The sequence below is a fragment of the Pseudomonas sp. K2I15 genome, assembly GCF_002204795.1.
Classification (GTDB): Bacteria; Pseudomonadota; Gammaproteobacteria; order Pseudomonadales; family Pseudomonadaceae; genus Aquipseudomonas.
Genome location: NZ_NIXO01000024.1, coordinates 19574 through 42531, shown reverse-complemented (window position 1 = coordinate 42531; position 22958 = coordinate 19574). Strand labels below are relative to the sequence as shown.

The window sequence follows — 22958 nt, the reverse complement described above, 5'->3', positions numbered from 1 at the left end:
TACCCCAGCAAAGACTTAATGGGCCCGGCTGAGCCAGGCCTGCAATTCAGAAAAACGGTCAATCGTCAGTCTCGGCTCATACGCCTGCAAGGCCTGGGCAGACTGGGCGCCGTAGCTGACCGCCACGGAGTCCATGCCAGCATTGCGTGCCATCATCAGATCGAACGACGCATCACCCACCATCAACGCCCGCCGAGGCGACACGCCACATTGAGCGAGGATCTGTTCGAGCATCAGAGGATGGGGCTTGCTGGCAGTTTCATCCGCCGCACGGGTCGCGTCGAAATAATCTCCCCAGCCATGGGCCTTGAGCACCCGGTCCAGGCCGCGCCGAGCCTTGCCGGTCGCCACTGCGAGGTGGTAACCATCGGAGCGAAACGCTTCCATGGCCTGCGCCACGCCTTCAAACAGCGGCGACGGCTGGGCATCAAGCGCCATGTAGTAATCGGCGTAGTGCTGACGAAACGCTATCAGCTCGTCATCGCCAATCTCGGGATACAGGGTGCGGATCGCTTCCGGCAGGCCCAGACCGATAATGCCCTTGACCGCCAGGTCGTCGCACAACGCGTAACCGGAACGGGTCGACGCTGCGTGCATCGACTCGACAATCCGACCAATGGAATCGCACAGGGTGCCGTCCCAATCAAAGATCAGCAGCTTGTAGTCAGGGTGCGGCACTCAGGCGCTCCACGGTCTTGGCCCACATCTCATCGACAGGCGCTTGTAGCTTCAACTCGCCGCCGTCCGGCAGCGGCACGGTCAGCATGTAGGCGTGCAGGAACAGGCGCTTGCCGCCCAGGTCACGGATTTCCTTGGAGAAATCCTCGTCGCCGTATTTGGTATCGCCAGCGATGCAGTGACCCGCGTGCAGGGTATGCACACGAATCTGGTGGGTACGGCCAGTGACCGGCTTGGCCTCGACCATGGTCGCGAAGTCACCAAAGCGGCGCAGTACCTTGAACAGGGTCAGCGCTTCTTTGCCCTCCTCGTCCACCTCGACCATGCGTTCGCCGGAGCGCAGGTTGCTCTTCTGCAACGGCGCACGGACGCTTTTGATCGAGGTGGCCCAGTTGCCGCGCACCAGCGCCATGTAGCGCTTGTCCACGCCATCACCGCGCAGGGCGGCATGCAGGTGGCGCAACATGCTGCGCTTTTTGGCGATCATCAGCAGGCCGGAGGTGTCACGGTCCAGACGGTGGACCAACTCCAACTCCTTGGCATCCGGGCGCAACTGACGAAAGGCTTCGATCACCCCGTAGTTCAGGCCGCTGCCGCCGTGAACAGCGATGCCGCAAGGCTTGTTGATCACGATCAGCTTGTTGTCTTCGAAGACAATCGACGCTTCAAGGCGCTGCAACAGGCCCTGGGCCAGAGGAACCGGTTCGTCCCGCTCAGGCACCCGCACCGGCGGCACACGGATGATGTCACCCGCCTGCAGCTTGTACTCGGGCTTGATCCGGCCCTTGTTCACGCGCACTTCGCCTTTACGCAAAATGCGGTAAATCAAGGTCTTGGGCACGCCTTTGAGCCTGGCAAGAAGAAAGTTGTCGATGCGTTGGCCGGCATATTCCGGCGAGACCTCAAGCAGCTGGACGCTGGGGGTCTGGGGGGCGGTAGTCGTCATGGCGGCGATGATAACAATTTTTTATGGAATTGAAGCACTTAATCATTGCTGCTATAGTCGCGAACGCCGCCAAAAGCGGCCTGGACAGAGGACTAGCGGCAAACTGCCGGCCCTGACCATCGCAATTCATCAGGACGCGAGGCCGTCCTACGGGGCTTTCGCCACCCTGGAAGGCTCGAGATTGTAACAAGCGCAGGTGACATGAGGCCTGAAGCGAGTGCAAAAAGCAGAGTGATTACTCGCCTTTTGCGCCGATATTTACGGCCAGTTCACAAAGTGCAGTCAGTCTTGAGCCAGACCACGGCGAATGCTTCGGAAACAACGCCTGTTACAAGCTGAGTGAGAGCACAGTCGCCCACACCCGGTCTTGTTTAGCCATGAGCGTGTTCTCCCCATTGGAGAACACGGTAAATGCCAACCCGCTGCGGATTCTGCGCGCGGCAGCACCCGAATTATCAGGGATACGTGTAGGGTGGAGATGCACAACCGTCGGACCGTGTAGCACTAGGCTTATATTTAGACGCTTCATCTCGTCCACAGTCGCCGGTTGATTCCTCCTCCTGACTGAGTGCTTAAGTCACCACAGCAAGCAGGAAGCGTACGTCGCGATATCGCCCATTTTGGCGGGTATTGCTGGACACTGGAGTGGCCAACCACTCTTGACGCACCTGACACCGACCGTGAGAAGTCGTGTGTGCCGAACGCCGTTTCCGGCAGCCCGGAAACCGACGGTACAACATGAAAAGAATGCTGATTAACGCAACTCAACCCGAAGAGTTGCGTGTTGCACTGGTAGACGGCCAACGCCTCTACGACCTGGACATCGAGTCCGGTGCACGCGAGCAAAAGAAGGCCAACATCTATAAAGGCCGGATTACTCGTATCGAACCAAGCCTTGAGGCTGCCTTTGTCGATTTCGGCTCCGAGCGCCATGGCTTCCTGCCCCTCAAAGAAATCTCCCGCGAATACTTCAAGAAAGCCCCCGAAGGCCGCGTGAACATCAAGGACGTCCTGAGCGAAGGCCAGGAAGTCATCGTTCAGGTGGAAAAAGAAGAACGTGGCAACAAGGGCGCCGCCCTGACCACCTTCATCAGCCTGGCTGGCCGCTATCTGGTCCTGATGCCGAACAACCCGCGTGCCGGCGGTATCTCCCGTCGCATCGAAGGCGAAGAACGCAACGAACTGCGTGAAGCGCTGAACGGCTTGGTCGCTCCGGCCGACATGGGCCTGATCGTGCGCACTGCCGGCCTTGGCCGCAGCAGCGAAGAAATGCAGTGGGACCTCGACTACCTGCTGCAACTGTGGACCGCTATCAAAGAAGCGTCGCTGGATCGTTCCGCGCCATTCCTGATCTACCAGGAAAGCAACGTGATCATCCGCGCTATCCGCGATTACCTGCGCCAGGACATCGGCGAAGTGCTGATCGACAGCGTTGAAGCCCAGGACGAAGCCCTGACCTTCATCCGCCAGGTGATGCCGCAGTACGCCAGCAAGATCAAGCTGTACGAAGACAGCGTTCCGCTGTTCAACCGTTTCCAGATCGAAAGCCAGATCGAAACCGCTTTCCAGCGCGTAGTCGAACTGCCTTCCGGCGGCTCCATCGTGATCGACCCGACCGAAGCCCTGGTGTCCATCGACATCAACTCGGCGCGCGCCACGAAGGGTAGCGACATCGAAGAAACCGCCCTGCAGACCAACCTGGAAGCGGCTGAAGAAATCGCCCGCCAGCTGCGCCTGCGTGATATCGGCGGCCTGATCGTGATCGATTTCATCGACATGACCCCAGCCAAGAACCAGCGCGCCGTGGAAGAGAAAGTCCGCGAATGCCTGGAAGCTGACCGTGCCCGCGTACAAGTCGGCCGCATCTCGCGCTTCGGCCTGCTGGAAATGTCCCGTCAGCGCCTGCGTCCATCGCTTGGCGAAAGCAGCGGCATCGTCTGCCCGCGCTGCAACGGCACCGGCATCATCCGTGATGTTGAATCGCTGTCGCTGGCGATCCTGCGCCTGATCGAAGAAGAAGCCCTGAAAGACCGCACTGCCGAAGTGCGCGCCCAGGTGCCGATCCCGGTCGCTGCGTTCCTGCTCAACGAAAAACGCAACTCGATCACCAAGATCGAACTGCGCACCCGTGCCCGCATCGTCATCCTGCCGAACGATCACCTCGAGACGCCGCACTTCGAAGTGCAGCGCCTGCGTGATGACAGCCCCGAAGCCCACGTTAATCAGTCCAGCTACGAAATCGCTGCTGCCGCTGCCGAAGTGGAAGAAGTCCAGCCAGCCGCTGCGACCCGCACCCTGGTTCGCCAGGAAGCCGCCGTCAAGACCGCGCCAGCCCGTGCCAACGCACCGGTTCCGGTTGAAGCTGTTGCTCCGGTTGCAGCGCCAGCCGCCCTGCCTGAGCCAAGCCTGTTCAAGGGCCTGGTGAAGTCGCTGGTCAGCCTGTTCGCCACCAAGGAAGAGCCGGTAGCTCCAGTTGTGGTCGAGAAGCCTGCCACCGAACGCCCTGCACGCAACGAAGAGCGTCGCAACGGTCGCCAGCAGAGCCGCAATCGCAACGGTCGCCGTGACGAAGAGCGCAAGCCTCGTGAAGAACGTGCACCCCGCGAAGAACGCGCCCCACGTGAAGAACGCCAACCGCGCGAAGCCCGTGAAGAAACGCCAGTTGTAGCCCGTGAAGAGCGCGCACCGCGCGAAGAACGTGCACCGCGCGCGCCACGCGCTCCTCGTGAAGACCGCAAGCCACGTGGCGAGCGTGAAGAACGTGTGCGTGAACTGCGCGAGCCGCTGGATGCTGCTCCGGCCGTAGCCGCTGCTGCTGCCACCGTTGCCACGGCTGAAGAGCGTCCAGCTCGCCAGCCGCGTGAAGAACGTGCGCCGCGCGCTCCTCGTGAAGAGCGTCAACCACGTGCCGAGCAGGCTGCTGTTGCCGGTGAAGAAGAAGAGCTGCTGTCCAACGAAGATCAGCAACAGGAAGACGGCCAGGACAACGCCGAAGGCGATCGTCCACGCCGCCGCTCCCGTGGCCAGCGTCGTCGCAGCAACCGTCGTGAGCGTCAACGTGATGCCAACGGCAATGAAATCGAAGGCTCGGAAGAGACCGGCGAAGCCACTGCAACCGACGAACCCACTGGCGCCGAACTGGCTGCCGGCCTGGCCGTTACCGCTGCTGTTGCCAGCTCGGTCATCAGCGCACCTGCTGAAGCCCAAGCCAACGAGCAAGCTGAAGCCGCCACCGCTGCCATCCAGGAAAACACGGTTGTAGAGACGCCAGTCGTCGAAGCGCCAGTGGTTGAAGCGACGACTCCAGTCGAAGCGCCAGCTGCTCCGGAAGTGGAAGTGGAAGTAGCACCGGTTCGCCACGTTCGTGAAGTTCGCGAGCCTCAGCCTGAAGCTGAAGTGGTTGCCGAGCCTGCGGTTGTTGTTGAACAACAGCCAGTGGTTGAAGCCGCTGTTGAAGCACCGGTTGCCGAGCCGACCCCTGAAGTGCGTGAAGTTCGTGAAGAACAGACCGCCTTCCAGTGGACTGCCGAGCCAGCCGCAGTAGTTGAAGCGGTCGAAGCACCCGCACCGGCTCCAGTCGTCGAACAAGCTCCAGCGCCAGTCGCTGAAGTGGTTGTCGCCGCTGAACCCGTCGCCGTTGTTGCCGAGCCTGCTCCAGTGGTTGAAGCGCCAGTGGTTGCCGAAGTGGCAGCACCGGTGGTTGAAGCCGCCCCGGCCAGCGCCCTGACAGAAAACGGTCGTGCGCCGAACGACCCGCGTGAAGTGCGTCGTCGTCGCAAGGAAGCTGAACTGGCTGCTGCCGCTGCTGCGTCGGCGCCTGTCGAAGCTGCACCGGTCGTCGCTGAAGTTGTCGAAGCAGCCCCTGCTCCGGTAACCGAAGCTGTGGTTGAGCACACTGCCCCTGCTGTCGAGGAGAACCTGCGTTCCGTTGAAGAAGTGGTAGAGCACAACCCTAAAGCCCTGGAAGAAGAGCACGAGCCTAAACCCCTCGTCTGATTCCATCGGCCACTAAAACGCCCCGCCTGAGTGATCAGGCGGGGCTTTTTTATGTCTGCGCTATCAGCTAGCGGTAGTTCAACAACGCCGGCACATCAACATCCCACACCACACCGGGATCATCGACCGCCACTTCCTGTACGGTCGCCTGGGCGAACAACGGCTTTGCCCCACGATCGCCGGTCAACGCCATTAAGGCCGGGCCGAATAAACGACCAAACCCTACGGGATGCCCGTACTGGCCTGCGTGCACCGGCACACTGATACCGTCTTCCTCAAGGCGCGAAATCACCTGCTCGATACTCGCAGGCAGGGTGAACGGCATATCCCCCAATACCACCAGCCAACCGGCAGACGGACCACTGGCAGCCACCGCCGCAGCGATGCTGTCACCCATGCCCGGCGAGCGCAAAAGCAGCACTTCACAGCCATGCTCCTTTGCCAGTCGAATGACTTCAGTGCGGTCCGGCGACGTCACCAGCCAACGCCTGGCAACCGCAAGTGGCAAATTCACCAGTACCTGCTCAATCACCGGCCGCGTGATGCCATCACGACCCACGCAGGGCGCCAGCAGCTTGTCCTTATTCGCACCCGCTTCAGCCCGAAAACGACTGCCCTGCCCCGCTGCCAGGATGATCGCGGTGATGCCCGTCAACTGACCGCTGCCTGCGACGGTTTTTTCTGCAACAGATCAATCCCGTTCTTGATGGCCACGATTTCCGCCATCAACGACAACGCGATCTCCGCGGGCGTATGACTGCCGATATGCAACCCAATAGGACCATGCAGCCGCGCAATGGCCTCCCCGCTCAACCCCAACGCTGCCAGGTTTTCCCGACGTTTCTGGCTGTTGACTCGCGAACCCAGGGCGCCAATGTAGAACGCCTTGGAATTGAGGGCCGTCAGCAGCGCCATGTCATCCAGGCGCGGGTCATGGGTGAGCGCGACAATGGCCGTGCGTTCATCGGTCTGGATATTCAGCACCGCTTCATCCGGCATGCCCGGTACAAAACGCCCGTGCTGTTCTTCCCAGCCATAGACAAACTCCTGGCGCGGGTCGCAGATCAGTACTTCGAAATCCAGCAAGCGCGCCATTTCCGCCACATAACGCGATAGCTGGCCCGCGCCGATCAGCAACAGGCGCCAGCGCGGGCCATAAATCGCCCGCAAACGTTCGCCGTCAAAGCTGACCGTATCGGTCTTGCTCGCACCGCTCAACACCACCTCACCGGTGGTCAAGTCCAACTCACGGGCAACAATCTCGTGCGCCGCGCAACGTGCCAGCAGGTCCGCGACCCAGCCTGGATCGCCCACACGCTCCTCGGTCAGGCGCAAGGTGCCGCCACAGGGCAGGCCAAAACGCGCGGCCTCATCCCGAGTGACGCCATACGTCACAAGCTGCACCGGCGGCCCGTCTTCAGGCAGCCGGCCATCCTGCAAACGGGCGATCAAGTCGTCCTCAATGCACCCGCCAGACACCGAGCCAATCACCACCCCGTCACCGCGCAAGGCCAACATGGCCCCCGGTGGACGCGGCGCGCTGCCCCAGGTCTGGACCACGCTGTACAGCACCACCCGCTGCCCGGCGCGGCGCCATTCCAGCACGCTGCGCAACACATTCAGATCAACACTGTCCATCAGGCCTTCGCCTCCTGCCAACCCTGCAACTGATAGCGGACCGGCAGGTTGCGGATGCGCTTGCCGGTAGCGGCAAAGATCGCATTGCACAGGGCCGGCGCAATCGGCGGTACGCCCGGCTCACCGACGCCACCCAATGGAACGTCACCCTTGGGCGTGACCAGGTGCACCGCGACTTCCCTGGGCGCGAGGGACATGCGCGCCACTTCATACATATGGAAGTTGTCCTGCTGGACCTTGCCGTCCTTGAAGCTGATTTCCCCCAGCACCGCATTGCCCAGGCCCATCACGCAGGCGCCTTCGAACTGCGAGCGAATGCGCTCCGGGTTGATCTGCGGGCCGCAATCCACGGCGATGTCGGCCTTGTGCACGATCAGGGTGCCGTCGTCTTTGACTTCTACCTCGATCACCGCCGCCACGTAAGTGACGAAGCTGTAGTGCACCGCCAGCCCCAGGCCGCGGCCCTTGGGCAAGGTGCGGCCCCAACCGGCAGCCTTGGCGGCGGTCTCAAGCACGCCGCGCAAGCGAGCCGTGTCAATGGGGTAACGCTCTGGTGATTCGCCGTAGTTCCACTCATCGCTCAGGGTCTTGGGATCGATCTGACGGTCTGGCCCTAGGAGTTTGAGTTGGTACTTCAGCGGATCCTCACCGGCCTTGTGGGCCAGTTCATCGACAAAGCTCTGAATCGCGAAACCGTGGGGAATGTTCGACACCGAGCGGTACCAGCCGACTCGCGTATGGGCCGCCGCTTCCGGGTTTTCCAGGCGTACGTTGGGAATCGCGTAGGCCATGTTGGTAAAGCCCATGCCCAGTTCGAACGGTGCCTCATGGATCATGTTCGGTGCAAACAGCGCAGTGATGCTCGGCGCCACGGTACGGTGCAGCCAGGCGGCGGGCAGGCCATCCTTGTTCAGGCCGGCCTTGAGGTACTCGGCGGACACAGTATGGAAGTACGAGTTATGGATATCGTCTTCACGGGTCCATTGCACCCGCACGGCCTTGCCGGGGAATTCCTTGGCCAGCACGGCGGCTTCAACGATGAAGTCCGGCTTGGACTTGCGACCAAACCCGCCACCCAGCAGCGTGACATTAAAGGTGACGTTATCGAACGGCAAGCCCAGGCGCTCGGCAATCCGTTCGCGGGTCACTTGCGGGGCCTGGCTTGGTGCCCAGGCTTCGCACTGGCCCTTGTCGTAGCGGGCGACGGCGACCATCGGCTCCATCGGCGACTGGGACAGGTGCGGCAGGTAATAGGCCGCTTCCAGGGTGCTGTCGGCATCGCTCAACGCCTGGTCGATGGTGCCGGTATTGCGCACCACTTTGCCCGGCTTCAGGGCTGCGGCTTCCAGCTCCTTGCGGTAGTCGATGGAGTTGTAGCTGGCGTTGACGCCATCATCCCAGACGATGTTCAAGGCATCGCGGCCCTTGATCGCCGCCCACGTATTGCTCGCAACAACCGCCACACCGCCCAACGGCTGAAACTCCGAAGGCAATGGCCGGCTTTCGATTTCCAGCACCTTGATCACACCAGGGACTTTCAACGCCGCACTGGCATCGAAAGATTTGACCTTGCCGCCGTACACCTTCGGCCGAGCGATGGTGGCGTACAGCATGCCGTCGAAATGCACATCGGCGCCATAGACCGCCCGCCCGTTAACGATGTCGGCACCGTCGATGGCCTTGACGCCTTCCTTGCCAATGTAACGAAACTCCGACGGCTGCTTCAGCTTCAAGCTATCCCGCGCAGGCACCGCGAGTGCACCGGCAGCGGCGGCCAAGGCGCCATAGCCCAACTCACGCCCGCTCGGCTGGTGAACCACTTTATGCAACTGAGCATGGCACTCACCTACCGAAACTTTCCATTGTTCAGCAGCGGCCTGCTCCAACATCGCACGAGCGGCAGCGCCACAGCGGCGCATCGGCTCATACCAATGGCGCATGCTGCGGGACCCGTCGGTGTCCTGGTTGCCGAACCGCACTTCATCGCCCGGTGCCTGCTGGACTTTGACCCGCGCCCAATCGGCATCCAGTTCGTCAGCCACCACCATGCTCAAGCTGGTGCGCACGCCCTGGCCCATTTCCGAACGGTTGCAGATCACCGTCACGGTGCCGTCGGTGGCGATACTCACGTAAACCTTGGGATCGTCGATCACGCCATGGGGCATGGCGTCACCGCCGTACTTCTTCACCGCGTCGGCGGCAAACGCTTCCGGCAAGCCCCAACTGGCAGCGATCACCAAGGCGCCCGTTGCACCGACACCCTTGAGGAACCCCCGGCGGCTGAGGTTATTCAGGACAAAATCAGCGGGTAACTGGCTCATGCCTTGGTCCCCTGCAGGTGAGTGGCGGCCTGGCGGATCGCGGTCTTGATCCGGTTGTACGTGCCGCAGCGGCAGATATTGCCAACCATGGCTTCTTCAATCTGCTCGTCGCTGGGATTCGGGTTGGTTTTCAGCAATGCGGTGGCAGACATGATCTGCCCGCCCTGGCAGTAGCCGCACTGGGCCACGGCCGTTTCGAGCCAGGCTTGCTGCACCACTTGGCCGACCGGGTCGGTGTGCAGGTTATCGATGGTGCTGACGTCTTGGCCCTTGACCGAGCCGATCGGGGTGATGCAACTGCGCGCCGGCGAGCCGTCGATATGAATGGTACACGCGCCGCACAAGCCCATGCCGCAACCGAATTTGGTGCCGTTGTAACCGGCCACGTCGCGGATCGCCCACAACAGGGGCATATCCTCGGTGACATCCAGTTGATGGTCTTGACCGTTGAGCTTGAGGGTAATCATGGGCACGCCCGCATAGAGAAAAGGTTATGGGGTCGAGCAATCTGCCACTTGGGGGCCAAGCGGAGTCGGTTCACGCAGATGGCTCAGGCTAATCGGCTCTCTTGTGAAAACGAATCTTCACCGGGCCTTTGATAAACAGGGTCTATGAACTGATAAAAACACATCGATAGCCAGCTAAGTTAACTCAGCCGCAATAAAAAAGCCCTGCAATGCAGGGCTTGGTGCGTCAAAAAACAAGCTTAGTTCAATAGCGGTTGGGTTCCATTTCCAGCACAACCTTGAAACGTTTTTCAATGTCCTGCTGGATACGCAGCGCGAGGCCGGCAATGTCCTGGCCGGTGGCCGCGCCATAGTTCACCAGCACCAGCGCCTGCAAGCGATGCACGCCCGCATCGCCGTCGCGAAAGCCCTTCCAGCCAGCCTTGTCGATCAGCCAGCCGGCGGCCAGCTTCATCTGCCCGTCCGACTGTGGGTAAGCCACCAGGTCCGGGTATTGAAGCTGCAACTCGGCGGCCAGTGCCTGGGACACCAGCGGGTTCTTGAAGAAGCTGCCGGCATTGCCGAGCACCGCCGGGTCTGGCAGTTTCTCGCTACGAATGCTGCAAATCGCGCGGCTGACGTCGCTGGGGGTGGCCTGCGCAATGCCGTGCTCGGCCAGGCGCTGCTGCACTGGCCCGTACTCAAGCTTCAGGTGCACGGCGCGGCTCAGGGCAAAACGCACCCGCAGGATCAGCCAGCGGCCGACTTCGTGCTTGAACAGGCTGTCGCGGTAGGCAAAGTTGCACTCGGCCAGGCTGAAATCACGCAGCTCGCCGGTGTGGCGGTCGAGGGCGGTCAGGCCGGCGAACACGTCCTTGATCTCCACACCGTAGGCGCCGATGTTCTGCATCGGTGCGGCGCCCACCGTGCCGGGGATCAAGCTGAGGTTTTCCAGGCCAGAAAAGCCCTGGGCCAACGTCCACAGTACAAACGGATGCCAGGCTTCGCCGGCTTCGGCTTCAACCACCACGTGCACGCCATCATCCTGCAATACCCGAATACCGTGACTGGCCATGCGCAGCACCAGCGCGTCGATGTCCTGGGTCAGCAGCAAGTTGCTGCCGCCACCAATCACCAACAACGGCAGCGCTTGCACAGCCGCATAGGCCAGGGCTTCGCGCACGTCGGTGTCGTTGTGGGCCTCGGCGAACAGCCGGGCACGCACGTCGATGCCAAAGCTGTTGAACGGCTTGAGCGAAACCCGTGCTTGCACCTGCAAAGTCATAACCGGCCCTTCAATTCAATCACCAACAGGTCACAAGCGCGCTCGATCAGGTCGAGGACGGTTTCGAAGCCTTGATCGCCTTCGTAATACGGGTCCGGTACTTCATCCACCACCGAGTCGTAACGGCGCAGGAACAGGTCCAGGTCCGCCTTGCCTTGGGCTGGCTGCATGGCCTTGAGGTTGCGCAAGTTGCTCTGGTCCATGGCCAGGATCAGGTCGTAGCGGGAAAAGTCGGCACGCGACACCTGTTGTGCGCGCTGGGCCGACAAGTCATAGCCACGTAGCAGCGCTGCGCGCTGGCTGCGCTTGTCCGGTGGGTTGCCAACGTGCCATTCACCGGTGCCGGCCGAGGCCACTTCAACCTGATCCGCCAGGCCGGCCTCACGCAGTTTGTGGCGCAATACACCTTCTGCCGTAGGCGAACGGCAGATGTTGCCCAGGCAGACGAACAGAACTTGCATCAGGCCCCCAGCAGGCGACGGACGCGCTCGAGGTCTTCAGGGGTGTCGACACCGGCCGGTGGCGCTTCCAGCGCATCGCCCACGTGAATGCGCACGCCGTGCCACAGGGCCCGCAGTTGTTCCAGGGATTCGGTGTTTTCCAGCCAGCACGGGCCCCAACTGACGAAGTCATGCAGGAAACCGGCGCGGTAGGCGTAGATGCCGATGTGGCGGCGGTAAGGCACGCCAGCCGGCAGCACGTCAGGCTGTTTGGCGAATGCATCCCGCGCCCACGGCAAGGTGGAGCGGCTGAAGGTCAGCGCCAGGCCATGGATGTCGCTGACCACTTTCACCACGTTGGGGTTGAACAGGGTCTGGATGTCTTCAATCGGCTCGGCCAGGGTCGCCATGCGGGCTTCGCCATGAGCTGCCAGGTTGGCCGCCACCTGGTCGATGACGCAGGGCGGAATCAACGGCTCATCACCTTGCACGTTGACCACGATGGCGTCCGCCGCCAGCCCCAGCTTGGTGGCCACTTCGGCCAGGCGGTCGGTGCCGGAGTTGTGGTCTTCACGGGTCAGCACCGCTTCGGCGCCAAAGCGTTTGCAGGCCTCGATGATTCGCGGGTCATCGGTAGCCACTACCACCCGTTCGGCGCTGCTTTTGCAGGCCTGTTCCCACACCAGCTGGATCATCGGCTTGTCGCCGATCAGTTGCAGTGGTTTGCCGGGCAGCCGGGTGGAGGCGTAACGGGACGGGATGACAACGGTGAAGGCGGTGGTCATTTATCCAGGCGCTCGTCGGTGGTCAGGGTGCGGGCTTCGCTTTCAAGCATTACCGGAATGCCATCACGGATCGGGTACGCGAGGCCGGCGCCCTTGCTGATCAGCTCGGTTTTGTCGGCGCTGAGCTTGAGCGGGCCTTTGCAGATCGGGCAAGCGAGGATATCGAGCAGTTTGGTGTCCATGAGTGTTTCCTGGAGAGCAGCGTTTTAAGGCAAAAGGCGAGCGGGCAGCAAGCGCATCAACTGCGTGTCAAACCAGGCGACAAACGCCGGTGACGGTGCCGCGTCCACCGCAAGGTACCACCAGTCGGGCTGGGCAAAGGCGCGGCACTTCACCGCGTCCTTTTCAGTCATGACCAACGGCAGTGCCGGTGTGAAATTCAAGACCTCGGCGCTGTAGGGCGCGTGGTCGGCAAAAGCATGGAGTATTGGCCGCCAGTGTAGCGTTTCAAGGGTGTTGAAGAAACGTTGCGGGTTGCCGATGCCGGCCACCGCGTGCACTTGTTGTCCCAGCGGGAAGTGATCAACGGGTTTGCGCTCGCCGGTGTGCAGGTTGACCAGGGCGGTGGGCAGCAGCCGGAAGGCAAAGCCGTCGTCACGGTCTGCACCCGCGCCGTTATAAAGCAGCGCATCGACGCTTTGCAAACGCTCGACCGGCTCGCGCAACGGGCCTGCCGGCAGGCAGCGACGGTTGCCGAGCCCACGGGCGGCATCAATCAAAACCAGCTCCAGATCACGGGCCAGGCGGTAATGTTGCAGGCCGTCGTCGGAGAGGATCAGGTCCAGGGTTTCGCTGGCCAGCAGCGCCTTTACCGCGCGGCTACGGTCGGGGTCGATCATCAGCGGTACGCCGCTGCGCTGCACGATCAGCAAGGGTTCGTCCCCCGCCACCGCTGCGGTCTGACTGGCTTCGACGCGCCATGGAAACTGTGGCGGTTTGGCGCCATAACCGCGACTGACTACACCGACGCGCAAGCCGCTGCGCTGGCAATGGTCGATCAGCCAAAGAATCAAGGGGGTCTTGCCAGTACCGCCGACGGTGATATTGCCTACAACCACGACTGGCACCGGCGACTGATAGATCTCGCCCTCGCCCGCCAGGAACCGCGCGCGTTTGCGCTGCACCACCCGGCGATAGAGGGATTCCAGCGGCTGCAACACCGCGAGCGCCGGATGGCCTTCGTACCACGCCTTGAGCAAACGATCAGTCATGGCCATCAGGGTTGGCTCGCCGCCTCGACGGTGGTCATGCGCAGATGGCTGAAACCGAGCTTGCCGGCAGCGTCCATCGCAGTGATCACCGCCTGGTGCTTGGTGTTGCCATCGGCACTGATGGAAAGTGGCAGGTTGGTATCACCCCCCGACTCTTTTTGCAGCGCCTCCATCAGGCTCGCCAGGTCGTTTTTCTCCAGCAACTGGTTATTCACCGAGAACACGCCATCGGCGCTGATGGCGATATCCAGTTGCTTGGCCTGCTGGTCTTGCGCCGGGGAGCCGCTGACGGCTTCCGGCAGGTCGACGCGCAGTTGGGTTTCCCGGGTAAAGGTGGTGGTGACGACAAAAAACAGCAGCAGGATAAACACGACGTCGATCAACGACGCCAGGTTGATATCGACGTTTTCCCGTTGCTTGCGGCGAAATTTCACGCGTTGCCCTCAACCAGGTCCACATCACGGTCGCCTTGCACCACTTCCACCAGCTTGATGGCTTCCTGCTCCATGCCCACCACCAGCTCGTCAATGCGCCGTTGCAAGAAACGGTGGAAGAACACCGAAGGAATACCGACCATCAGGCCCGCCGCGGTGGTGATCAATGCCTTGGAAATACCACCGGCCAGCACCGCAGCGTTGGTGGTCATGCCCGAGCCCATGAAGGAGCTGAAAATATCGATCATGCCCAGCACCGTACCGAGCAGACCGAGCAACGGCGCCATGGCGGCGATGGTGCCGAGGGCATTGATGTAGCGCTCCAGCTCATGAATGACCCGCGCGGCGGCCTCTTCGATGCACTCCTTCATGATCTCGCGACCATGCTTGGAGTTGGCGAGACCGGCGGCAAGGATTTCACCCAGGGGCGAGTTGGCCCGCAGTTCCTTGAGTTTTGCCTTGTCCAGTTGCTTGTTCTTGATCCAGCCCCAGACCTGGCCCAGCAGGTGGTCAGGTGTTACACGGCTGGCACGCAGGGTCCACAGGCGTTCGGCGATGATGCCGAGTGCGGCGATGGAACTCAAAATGATCGGCAACATCATCCAGCCGCCGGATTTGACCAATTCCCACACAGTGAAAGCCCCCTCGAAAAAGTGCGCCACTTTACCATAAGGGTCCGGCGCAAGGGCGGGCCTGCCCCAGAGCATCCTGTCGCAGGGGCTGGTCTTTGGTAACGCTGTTTTGCGGCGGGCGCTCGCGCCAGAAACGGCGCTGGCTGCGGGCGGCCACCGGCGGCTGGAAGGTGCCCAGTTGCAGGCGAAGCGCACCTTGTTCGGCGCTGTCATAAATCGCGCTGCCCACGGCCCGGTAACGCTCCAGCACCTGGGGATGTGGATGGCCAAAGGCATTGCTGCGGCCCCGGGAAATCAATACAGCCTTGGGGGCGAGGCGCTGTAGAAACGGCCATGACGACGAGCTGCGGCTGCCATGGTGGGGCGCTTGCAGCCAATCGACGGGGGCGCCGAAGGGTGTGGCCAGCAATGCCCGCTCGGCTTCACGGTCAATATCACCCGTCAGCAACAACCGTTCGCCGTTGGCCTGCACCCGCAATACACAGGACATCTGATTACCGTCCGTCGCATCAGGCCATTGCCACAGCTCGAACGTCACGCCGTCCCATTCCCACTGCTCGCCGCTGACACACGCCTGAGTACCGAGTGCCGCCGGGAGCCGCTCGGTCTCACCGCCCACCACACGTTTGACCGGCAACCCCTGGGCGACGGCCAATGCACCGCCGGCATGATCGGCGTCGGCATGACTGAGCAGCATCAGATCCAGCTCCGCGACACCCAGCTTGCGCAACGCGGGCAGCACCACGCGAGCCCCAAGATCGAACTCACCGGAACGTGGCCCGGCGTCATACAGCAGCACGTGGTTGCGGGTACGCAGGATCATCGACAGCCCTTGGCCGACATCCAGTTGCACCACATCGACCTGCCCATGGGGCACTGATTCGCGAGGGGGAAACACCGCCAGCAGCAACATCGGCCAACCCAGCAGCCGAAACGGGATGCCCTTGGGCAGCAATAACAACACCGCACCCAACACGCTCACCAACCATAAACCTACGGGCACTTGCGCCGGTATCCAGGCCGGCACGTACTGCGCCAGCAGCGCCAGGGCCTTGAACAGCCAGTCCAGCGTGCCGCCCGCCAGCCATAACAAACCCTCACCTATATAAGGCAGCGGCAACAAAGCCGTCCCCAGCAAGGCCAGGGGCAATACCACCAGGCTGATCCACGGCACCGCAACCAGGTTGGCCAGCGGCCCGCTCAGGCTGATGGGCAGGCCGAGCACCAGCAGCAGAGGAAACAGACCGATGGCAATCAACCACTGGGCCCGGGTCCAGGCCTGCCAGGCACTCCAGGGGCCCAGTCGGCCACTGAACGCCAGGATCAGCACCGCCACAGCAGCAAAAGACAGCCAGAACCCCGGTTGCAGGCTGGCCAACGGTTCGAGGACCAGCACTGCATTCAGTGCCAGCAACAGCGGCCACCAGATCCCCAGGTGTCGAAACCGCAGGCGCCACAGCAGGACCAATCCCACCATCACGCAGGCCCTTTGCACCGGCACCTCGAAACCCGCCAGCAAGCCGTAGCCCAGCGCAGCGGCAAACGCCAGGCCGCAAGCCCAGGGCAGCCACGGCAAGGGTTTCGGCCAACACCCGTAGCGCGCCAAGCCGGCGACCAGGCCATAAATCAGCCCCGCCAGCAGCCCGATGTGCTGGCCGGAAATCACCAATAAGTGCACGGTGCCGGTCGCTTGCAGAACCTGCCAATCCTCGGCGGCCAACCCGGAACCATCCCCGAGTACCAGCGCAGCAATCCCGGCCTCACGCCCTTGGGCATCTACCGCCAACAGCCGCTGGCGAATCCCGTCGCGCCAGGCATGCCGCGCAGGTGCCAACCGCTGGCCATCCTTGACCGAACCGGTGGCGCCAATCCGCTGGGCCAGCAACCAGGCTTCATAGTCAAAACCCTCGGCATTGAGCAAACCGGAGGGACGCTTGAGGGTGACGGCCAGCCGCCAGCGCTCACCACTCTGAACCGGCGGGCCGCCACGCCATGACAAGCGGATACGCTTGGGAAGCAGGTCCTTGCGTGACCGGCTGTCGGTCAGTTCGAAACGCACACCGTCGCCCGTCTGTTGCGGTAACCCGGTAACACGCCCTTCCACCCAGCGGGTCTGGCCCTCCAAACGCGGTGCCAACCGGTCATCCAGCGCCCACTGCGCACTGAGGCACGCCCAGCCCAACCCCAGCAAGAAAAACGCCAGCGGATAGGTACGAAAGGGCAACAGCATCAGGGCCAGCACTGGCATCAGCAGCAGCCAGCCGGTGGACGGCAACGCAGGTAAAAAGCGCAAGGCAAGCAGCCCCAGCGCGAGTGCGAACATACCTGTTCTCATGGATCTTTCCTTGAAAGCGACCCATTGAGTCTTAGCCGGGCTGCCGATGCGGCCTATTATTATTTGTCACAAAGTCTGAATTTCCCGTTCGTAGAATGCGGGCATACTTGCCCTTCGAACTGACCTGGACCCCTTATGCCACGGCGCTTATTCAAACGGTACATGCCCGATCCGACCAGCATTCGGGAACACAAGTCCTTACGCTTTCTCGGCAAATTGCTGCATGACCCGAACCTCTGGCACCTCAATCGGCACTCGGTCGCGCGGGCGATGGCGGTTGGCCTGTTCGCGGCGTTTATCCCGATTCCTTTGCAAATGCTGCTGGCGGCGATCCTCGCCATCAGCGTGCGCGGCAACATGCCGATTGCCGTCAGCCTCGTATGGCTGACCAACCCGATCACCATGCCGCCGGTGTTCTTCTGTACCTACATGACCGGCGCCTGGCTGATGAACGTGCCGCCCCGCAGCATGCCCGACGAACTGACCTGGGAATGGATCAGCGGGCAGTTATCGACGCTCTGGCAACCGTTCCTGCTGGGCTCGGTGGTGCTGGGGCTGGTGATGGCGGCGCTGGGTTATTGCCTGACCATGGGCTACTGGCGCTGGTGGGTGGCGCGCCAGTGGAAAAAACGCAAACAACGCAGAATGTAAACGCTACCGGGCGGTGAACCGTCCAGCCCGGTTTACGACGCAAAGATCCGCTCCCACTCCAACTCGTCGGTTCCGACGCCTGCTTACTGTCGCGGGCCACACACAGCGTTCTGAGTGCCCAACTGATCGATACAGGCCGGCAAAGGACCGCCGCCGGGCGTCCGTGGGTCCAAGGTTTGCCCAAGGTCATTAATTTGCAAGATTCCACACCGCGCAAATGGCTACACTGCGCAGGTGGCGCGGGCCGGATGCCTGCGTGGAATTCGACAACAGTGTGGTAGCAGGAGAGTGGCGTGCTTAGAAGAATGGGGATAAAAGGCCGCGTACTGTTGCTGACCTTATTGCCTACCAGCCTGATGGCGTTGCTGCTGGGTGGCTACTTCACCTGGATGCAACTCTCGGAGCTGCAGTCGCAATTACTGCAACGAGGCGAGATGATCGCCGAGCAACTGGCGCCGCTGGTGGCCCCGGCCCTGGGCACCAAAAATACCGACCTGCTGGAACGCATTGCCACCCAATCCCTGGAGCAAACCGACGTACGCGCCGTATCGTTCCTCGGGCCCGACCGCACTCCCCTGGCCCACGCCGGCCCGACCATGCTCAATCAACCGCCGATCGGCAACAGTTCACACCTGTTGCAGCGCACCGGCAATGACGCAACCCGCTATCTGCTGCCGGTATTCGGCCGCCATCGCAACCTCGCCGGTGAACTGATCCCCGACGAAGCCGACCGCCTGCTGGGCTGGGTCGAGCTGGAGCTGTCCCACAACGGCATGTTGCTGCGCGGCTATCGCAGCTTGTTCGCGAGCCTGCTGCTGATCGCCATTGGCCTGATCTGCACCGCGGCCCTGGCCTTGCGCATCAGCCGCACGATCAACTCACCGATCGGCCTGATCAAGCAGGCCGTGGCACAGCTCAAGGACGGCAACCTGGAAACCCGGTTGCCGCCGCTGGGCAGCCAGGAACTGGATCACCTGGCCTCGGGCATCAACCGCATGGCCGAGACCCTGCAAAACGCCCAGGAAGAATTGCAACACAGCATCGACCAAGCCACCGAAGACGTGCGGCAGAACCTGGAAACCATCGAAATCCAGAACATCGAACTGGACCTGGCTCGCAAGGAAGCGCTGGAAGCCAGCCGTATCAAGTCAGAGTTTTTGGCCAACATGAGCCATGAGATCCGCACGCCGTTGAACGGCATTCTCGGCTTTACGCACTTGCTGCAAAAAAGCGAGCTGTCACCGCGCCAGCTGGATTATCTGGGCACCATCGAAAAGTCTGCCGACAACCTGTTGGGCATCATCAACGAGATCCTCGATTTCTCGAAAATCGAGGCCGGCAAGCTGGTGCTCGACAGCATCCCGTTCAACCTGCGGGACCTGCTGCAAGACACCCTGACCATCCTCGCCCCGGCCGCCCACGCCAAACAGCTGGAGCTGGTGAGCCTGGTCTACCGCGACACGCCGCTGTCGCTGGTGGGTGACCCGCTGCGGCTCAAGCAGATCCTCACGAACCTGGTGAGCAACGCGATCAAGTTCACCCGCGAAGGCACCATCGTTGCCCGCGCCATGCTCGAAGACGAGCAGGAAGACAGCGTGCAACTGCGCATCAGCGTGCAGGACACCGGTATCGGCCTGTCGAATCAGGACGTGCGGGCGCTGTTCCAGGCATTCAGCCAGGCAGACAATTCGCTGTCGCGGCAACCCGGCGGTACCGGCCTGGGGCTGGTGATTTCCAAGCGCCTGATCGAGCAAATGGGCGGCGAGATTGGCGTCGACAGCACGCCTGGCGAAGGCTCGGAGTTCTGGATCAGCCTGAACCTGCCAAAAACCCGCGACGACATCGAGGACCTGCCCTCCGCGCCGCTGCTGGGCCGGCGCGTAGCCGTGCTGGAAAACCACGAACTGGCGCGCCAGGCCCTGCAACACCAACTGGAAGACTGCGGCCTGGAAGTCACCCCATTCAACAGCCTGGAGAGCCTGACCAACGGCATCACCAGCGCCCACCAGACCGAACAGGCGATTGACCTGGCGGTACTCGGCATCACCGCCAACGACATTCCGCCGGAACGTTTGAACCAACACCTGTGGGACCTCGAACACCTGGGCTGCAAGGTGCTGGTGCTGTGCCCCACCACCGAACAACTGCTGTTCAACCCATCGGTGCCCAACCCCAACAGCCAGTTGCAGGCCAAGCCCGCTTGCACACGCAAACTGCGCCGCGCCCTGGCCGACCTGATCAGCCCGCGCCCGCTGCGCAGCGAACCCGGCGAGCCGCTGTCCAGCCGCGCACCAAGGGTGCTGTGTGTCGACGACAACCCGGCCAACCTGTTGCTGGTGCAAACCTTGCTGGAAGACATGGGCGCCAAGGTCCAGGCGGTAGAAAGCGGTTACTCGGCCATCGAAGCGGTGAAGCAGGAAGCCTTCGACCTGGTGCTGATGGACGTGCAAATGCCCGGCATGGACGGCCGTCAGAGCACCGAGGCGATTCGCACGTGGGAAAGCGAACGCCATGGCACGCCGCTGCCTATCGTTGCGCTGACGGCCCATGCGATGGCCAACGAAAAACGCGCCCTGCTGCAAAGCGGCATGGATGACTACCTGACCAAACCCATCAGCGAACGGCAACTGGCCCAGGTGGTGTTGAAATGGACCGGGCTGGCCTTGCGCAATCAGGGCCCGGAGCGCGGCGCCGAAAATTTGGGGCATGCCACACAATTGCCGGTGCTGGACCACGAAGAAGGTTTGCGCCTGGCGGCCGGCAAGGCAGACCTGGCGGCGGACATGCTGGCGATGTTGCTGGCTTCGCTGGAGGCTGACCGCGAAGCGATTCGCGTCGCCCGTGATGCCAACGACCGCAACGCCCTGATCGAGCGGGTTCACCGCTTGCACGGCGCCACCCGATATTGCGGCGTGCCACAACTGCGCGCGGCCTGCCAACGGGCCGAAACCCTGCTCAAACAGGACGACGCCAAGGCCATGCCGGCCCTGGATGAACTGGACATGGCGATTGCCCGGCTGGCCAGCGAGGCGCGGGTCAGCGCGTAAACTTTTGGGGCAAGGACGCCTGTCCCGTGGCGAGGAGCTTGCTGTGGCGAGGGAGCTTGCTCCCGCTGGGCTGCGCAGCGGCCCCAAAATCCTGGGAGCGCTTCGCACTCCAGCGGGAGCAAGCTCCCTCGCCACAGCAAGCTCCCTCGCCACAGCAAGCCCCCTCGCCACAAAGGCAGCTTTCCATCATCAAGAAGGAATATTTGATTCGCATTATCCTCTTCAGCAGCCAGACCTACGACCGCGACAGCTTCCTCGCCCAACCGTTGCCCGAAGGCATGCAGCTGCAATTCCAGCCGGCCCGGCTGAACCTCGACACCGTGGCCCTGGCCGAACACCACGAAGTGGTCTGCGCCTTTATCAATGACGATCTCAGCACCCCGGTGCTGGAGCAGTTGGCCAACGGCGGCACGCGCCTGATCGCCCTGCGCTCGGCCGGTTACAACCATGTCGACCTGCCCACCGCCAAGCGCCTGGGCCTGACCATCGTGCGCGTGCCGGCCTACTCGCCCCATGCGGTGGCCGAACATGCGGTCGCGCTGATCCTGGCGCTCAACCGTCGCCTGCACCGCGCCTACAACCGCACCCGCGACGGTGACTTCAGCCTGCACGGCCTGACCGGTTTCGACCTGGTGGGCAAGACTGTCGGCGTGGTCGGCACCGGGCAGATCGGCGCCACGTTCGCCAAGATCATGGCCGGGTTCGGCTGCCAGTTGCTCGCCTACGATCCCTACCCCAACCCGCAAGTCGAAGCCCTTGGCGCGCGCTATGTGAGCCTGCCGCAGTTGCTCGGCGAGGCGCAGATCATCAGCCTGCATTGCCCACTGACCGCGGACAGCAAACATTTGATCAACGCCCAAAGCCTGGCGCACATGCAACCCGGCGCGATGCTGATCAATACCGGGCGCGGCGGGCTGGTGGACACCCCGGCGCTGATCGATGCGCTCAAGGACGGCCAACTCGGCTATCTGGGGCTGGATGTGTATGAAGAAGAGGCCCAGCTGTTTTTCGAAGACCGCTCGGACATGCCCCTGCAAGACGACGTACTGGCGCGCCTGCTGACCTTCCCCAACGTGATCATCACCGCGCACCAGGCCTTCCTGACCCACGAGGCGCTGGGGGCGATTGCCGGCACCACCCTGGCCAACATCGCTGCGTGGGCTGACGGGCAGGCGCAAAACCTCGTCGAAGGATGATCAGCGGTCACATAGCCGCGCCATGATGGGTGGCGGCCCGTGATAGGATGCCGCGCCTATTTGGAGGATCCATGGCCGAACACGATTTCCGCTTCAGCTTGCTGAGCCCGCAACACACCCTGATCGAATGCCGCGCCCTGGTGCCGGGCCGCTATCAAGTCACTGGCAACGGTGGCTCGATCAAGAACGGCGACGTTCTGATCGTCACCCTGCGCGGCAGTAAAACCCTGTCGATGCGACTGACTGTCGAAGGCGATGCGCGCTACTCCATCCGCCCGGCGGGCCAGTGGGTCGCCATGGCCCAGGGGCCGAAGTTCGGCGAACTGGAGATTCACACCTGGAAGGTCAACTGCGACAGCTGCGACAACGTGCTGGAGTTTGAATTCGCGGTTGAAACCAAGCTGAGCAAAGAGCCGCTGCAACCGGCCGCCACCGCGCGGGTCACCGAGTTGGGCTGGGCCACCCTGGGTGACAAGCACCGCTGCCCGAAATGCCAGAAGGCCGCGCAATGAAAGCCTTGCTGATGCTGGCCGTGCTGGGCGCAGGCCTGGCGGGCTGCGCCAGCGATGAGGTCAAGCTCAAGCAGGACCACAGCTACGTGGTGGAATGGATCGGTGAGCGGCCATTGATGGATTACGCGCACCTGACCGTGACCCTCGGCGCCGATGGCCGCGCCTACGGCAACGGCGGCTGCAACCACTGGTTTGCGCCGTACACCGTGGACGGCGACAAGCTGAGCTTCGGCAAGGTCGGCAGCACCCGCAAACTCTGCGCCGAAGCGCTGATGGAGCAGGAGCACCGCTTCTTCCAGGCCCTGCAAGGCGTGCAGCGCTGGGACATCTCACCGATCGAACAAACCCGTTTCTGGCCGGCGGATGGCATGCCATTGCGGTTGTGGCTGGAGGAAGGCTGATCTG

The 22958-nt window shown here is 62.4% G+C and carries 20 protein-coding genes; 6 read left to right on the top strand and 14 right to left on the bottom strand.

Annotated elements, in window-relative coordinates; translation table 11 throughout:
• Positions 1-15: 15 nt before the first annotated feature.
• Both CEC48_RS16055 and rluC read right to left on the bottom strand, forming a co-directional pair.
• Positions 16-678, bottom strand: coding sequence for an HAD-IA family hydrolase (locus tag CEC48_RS16055; RefSeq protein ID WP_088424627.1), 663 nt, complete (start codon positions 676-678; stop codon positions 16-18).
• Positions 665-1624, bottom strand: coding sequence for a 23S rRNA pseudouridine(955/2504/2580) synthase RluC (rluC, locus tag CEC48_RS16050; RefSeq protein WP_088424626.1), 960 nt, complete (start codon positions 1622-1624; stop codon positions 665-667). Before rluC ends, CEC48_RS16055 begins: the two co-directional genes overlap by 14 nt.
• Positions 1625-2362: 738 nt before the next feature.
• Between rluC and rne the strand changes: the two genes are divergently transcribed.
• Positions 2363-5620 (top strand): ribonuclease E, encoded by a 3258-nt coding sequence (rne, locus tag CEC48_RS16045; protein WP_371917768.1) that lies wholly within the window; start codon positions 2363-2365, stop codon positions 5618-5620.
• A gap of 67 nt (positions 5621-5687) precedes the next feature.
• Here the strand turns inward: rne and CEC48_RS16040 are convergent, their stop codons facing one another.
• The 12 genes from CEC48_RS16040 to CEC48_RS15985 all read right to left on the bottom strand — a co-directional run bounded on the left by CEC48_RS16040 (position 5688) and on the right by CEC48_RS15985 (position 17135).
• A complete protein-coding gene (locus CEC48_RS16040; protein WP_088424624.1) occupies positions 5688-6275 on the bottom strand; it encodes an NTP transferase domain-containing protein in 588 nt (195 codons plus the stop codon).
• Positions 6272-7258, bottom strand: a complete 987-nt coding sequence (locus tag CEC48_RS16035) for an XdhC family protein (RefSeq protein ID WP_088424623.1) — start codon at positions 7256-7258, stop codon at positions 6272-6274. Before CEC48_RS16035 ends, CEC48_RS16040 begins: the two co-directional genes overlap by 4 nt.
• Positions 7258-9579, bottom strand: coding sequence for a xanthine dehydrogenase family protein molybdopterin-binding subunit (locus CEC48_RS16030; RefSeq protein WP_088424622.1), 2322 nt, complete (start codon positions 9577-9579; stop codon positions 7258-7260). Before CEC48_RS16030 ends, CEC48_RS16035 begins: the two co-directional genes overlap by 1 nt.
• Positions 9576-10046: a (2Fe-2S)-binding protein gene (locus CEC48_RS16025; protein ID WP_088424621.1), complete on the bottom strand. Its 471-nt coding sequence runs from the start codon at positions 10044-10046 to the stop codon at positions 9576-9578. The genes CEC48_RS16030 and CEC48_RS16025 overlap by 4 nt, the downstream gene beginning before the upstream one ends.
• A 244-nt stretch (positions 10047-10290) precedes the next feature.
• Complete coding sequence (murB, locus tag CEC48_RS16020) at positions 10291-11310, bottom strand: UDP-N-acetylmuramate dehydrogenase (RefSeq protein WP_088424620.1); 1020 nt, start codon at positions 11308-11310, stop codon at positions 10291-10293.
• Complete coding sequence (locus tag CEC48_RS16015; protein ID WP_088424619.1) at positions 11307-11771, bottom strand: low molecular weight protein-tyrosine-phosphatase; 465 nt, start codon at positions 11769-11771, stop codon at positions 11307-11309. The genes murB and CEC48_RS16015 overlap by 4 nt, the downstream gene beginning before the upstream one ends.
• Entirely contained in the window at positions 11771-12535 is a 765-nt protein-coding gene (gene kdsB / locus CEC48_RS16010) for a 3-deoxy-manno-octulosonate cytidylyltransferase (protein ID WP_088424618.1), read from the bottom strand. The genes CEC48_RS16015 and kdsB overlap by 1 nt, the downstream gene beginning before the upstream one ends.
• Positions 12532-12717 carry a Trm112 family protein gene (locus CEC48_RS16005; protein ID WP_003174668.1) on the bottom strand — a complete coding sequence of 62 codons (186 nt, stop codon included), beginning with the start codon at positions 12715-12717 and terminating at the stop codon, positions 12532-12534. Before CEC48_RS16005 ends, kdsB begins: the two co-directional genes overlap by 4 nt.
• Positions 12718-12741: 24 nt before the next feature.
• Positions 12742-13752, bottom strand: a complete 1011-nt coding sequence (gene lpxK, locus CEC48_RS16000) for a tetraacyldisaccharide 4'-kinase (protein ID WP_088424617.1) — start codon at positions 13750-13752, stop codon at positions 12742-12744.
• Complete coding sequence (locus CEC48_RS15995; RefSeq protein ID WP_017475826.1) at positions 13752-14180, bottom strand: biopolymer transporter ExbD; 429 nt, start codon at positions 14178-14180, stop codon at positions 13752-13754. Before CEC48_RS15995 ends, lpxK begins: the two co-directional genes overlap by 1 nt.
• A complete protein-coding gene (locus tag CEC48_RS15990) occupies positions 14177-14812 on the bottom strand; it encodes a MotA/TolQ/ExbB proton channel family protein (protein ID WP_010165826.1) in 636 nt (211 codons plus the stop codon). The genes CEC48_RS15995 and CEC48_RS15990 overlap by 4 nt, the downstream gene beginning before the upstream one ends.
• 31 nt (positions 14813-14843) lie before the next feature.
• Positions 14844-17135, bottom strand: coding sequence for a DNA internalization-related competence protein ComEC/Rec2 (locus tag CEC48_RS15985; protein ID WP_088424616.1), 2292 nt, complete (start codon positions 17133-17135; stop codon positions 14844-14846).
• Between the two features lie 147 nt (positions 17136-17282).
• On the opposite strand from CEC48_RS15985, the gene CEC48_RS15980 reads away from it, so the two are divergent.
• From CEC48_RS15980 to CEC48_RS15960, 5 genes are all read left to right on the top strand, one after another.
• The gene (locus CEC48_RS15980; RefSeq protein ID WP_088424615.1) at positions 17283-17798 is read left to right on the top strand and encodes a DUF2062 domain-containing protein; all 516 of its coding nucleotides are present in this window, start codon (positions 17283-17285) and stop codon (positions 17796-17798) included.
• Between the two features lie 293 nt (positions 17799-18091).
• Entirely contained in the window at positions 18092-20845 is a 2754-nt protein-coding gene (locus CEC48_RS15975; protein WP_088424614.1) for a response regulator, read from the top strand.
• A 206-nt stretch (positions 20846-21051) separates the two neighbouring features.
• Positions 21052-22041 carry a 2-hydroxyacid dehydrogenase gene (locus CEC48_RS15970; RefSeq protein ID WP_088424672.1) on the top strand — a complete coding sequence of 330 codons (990 nt, stop codon included), beginning with the start codon at positions 21052-21054 and terminating at the stop codon, positions 22039-22041.
• Positions 22042-22112: 71 nt separating this feature from the next.
• Complete coding sequence (locus tag CEC48_RS15965; RefSeq protein WP_088424613.1) at positions 22113-22553, top strand: hypothetical protein; 441 nt, start codon at positions 22113-22115, stop codon at positions 22551-22553.
• The gene (locus CEC48_RS15960) at positions 22550-22954 is read left to right on the top strand and encodes an META domain-containing protein (protein ID WP_088424612.1); all 405 of its coding nucleotides are present in this window, start codon (positions 22550-22552) and stop codon (positions 22952-22954) included. The genes CEC48_RS15965 and CEC48_RS15960 overlap by 4 nt, the downstream gene beginning before the upstream one ends.
• Positions 22955-22958 lie beyond the last annotated feature (4 nt).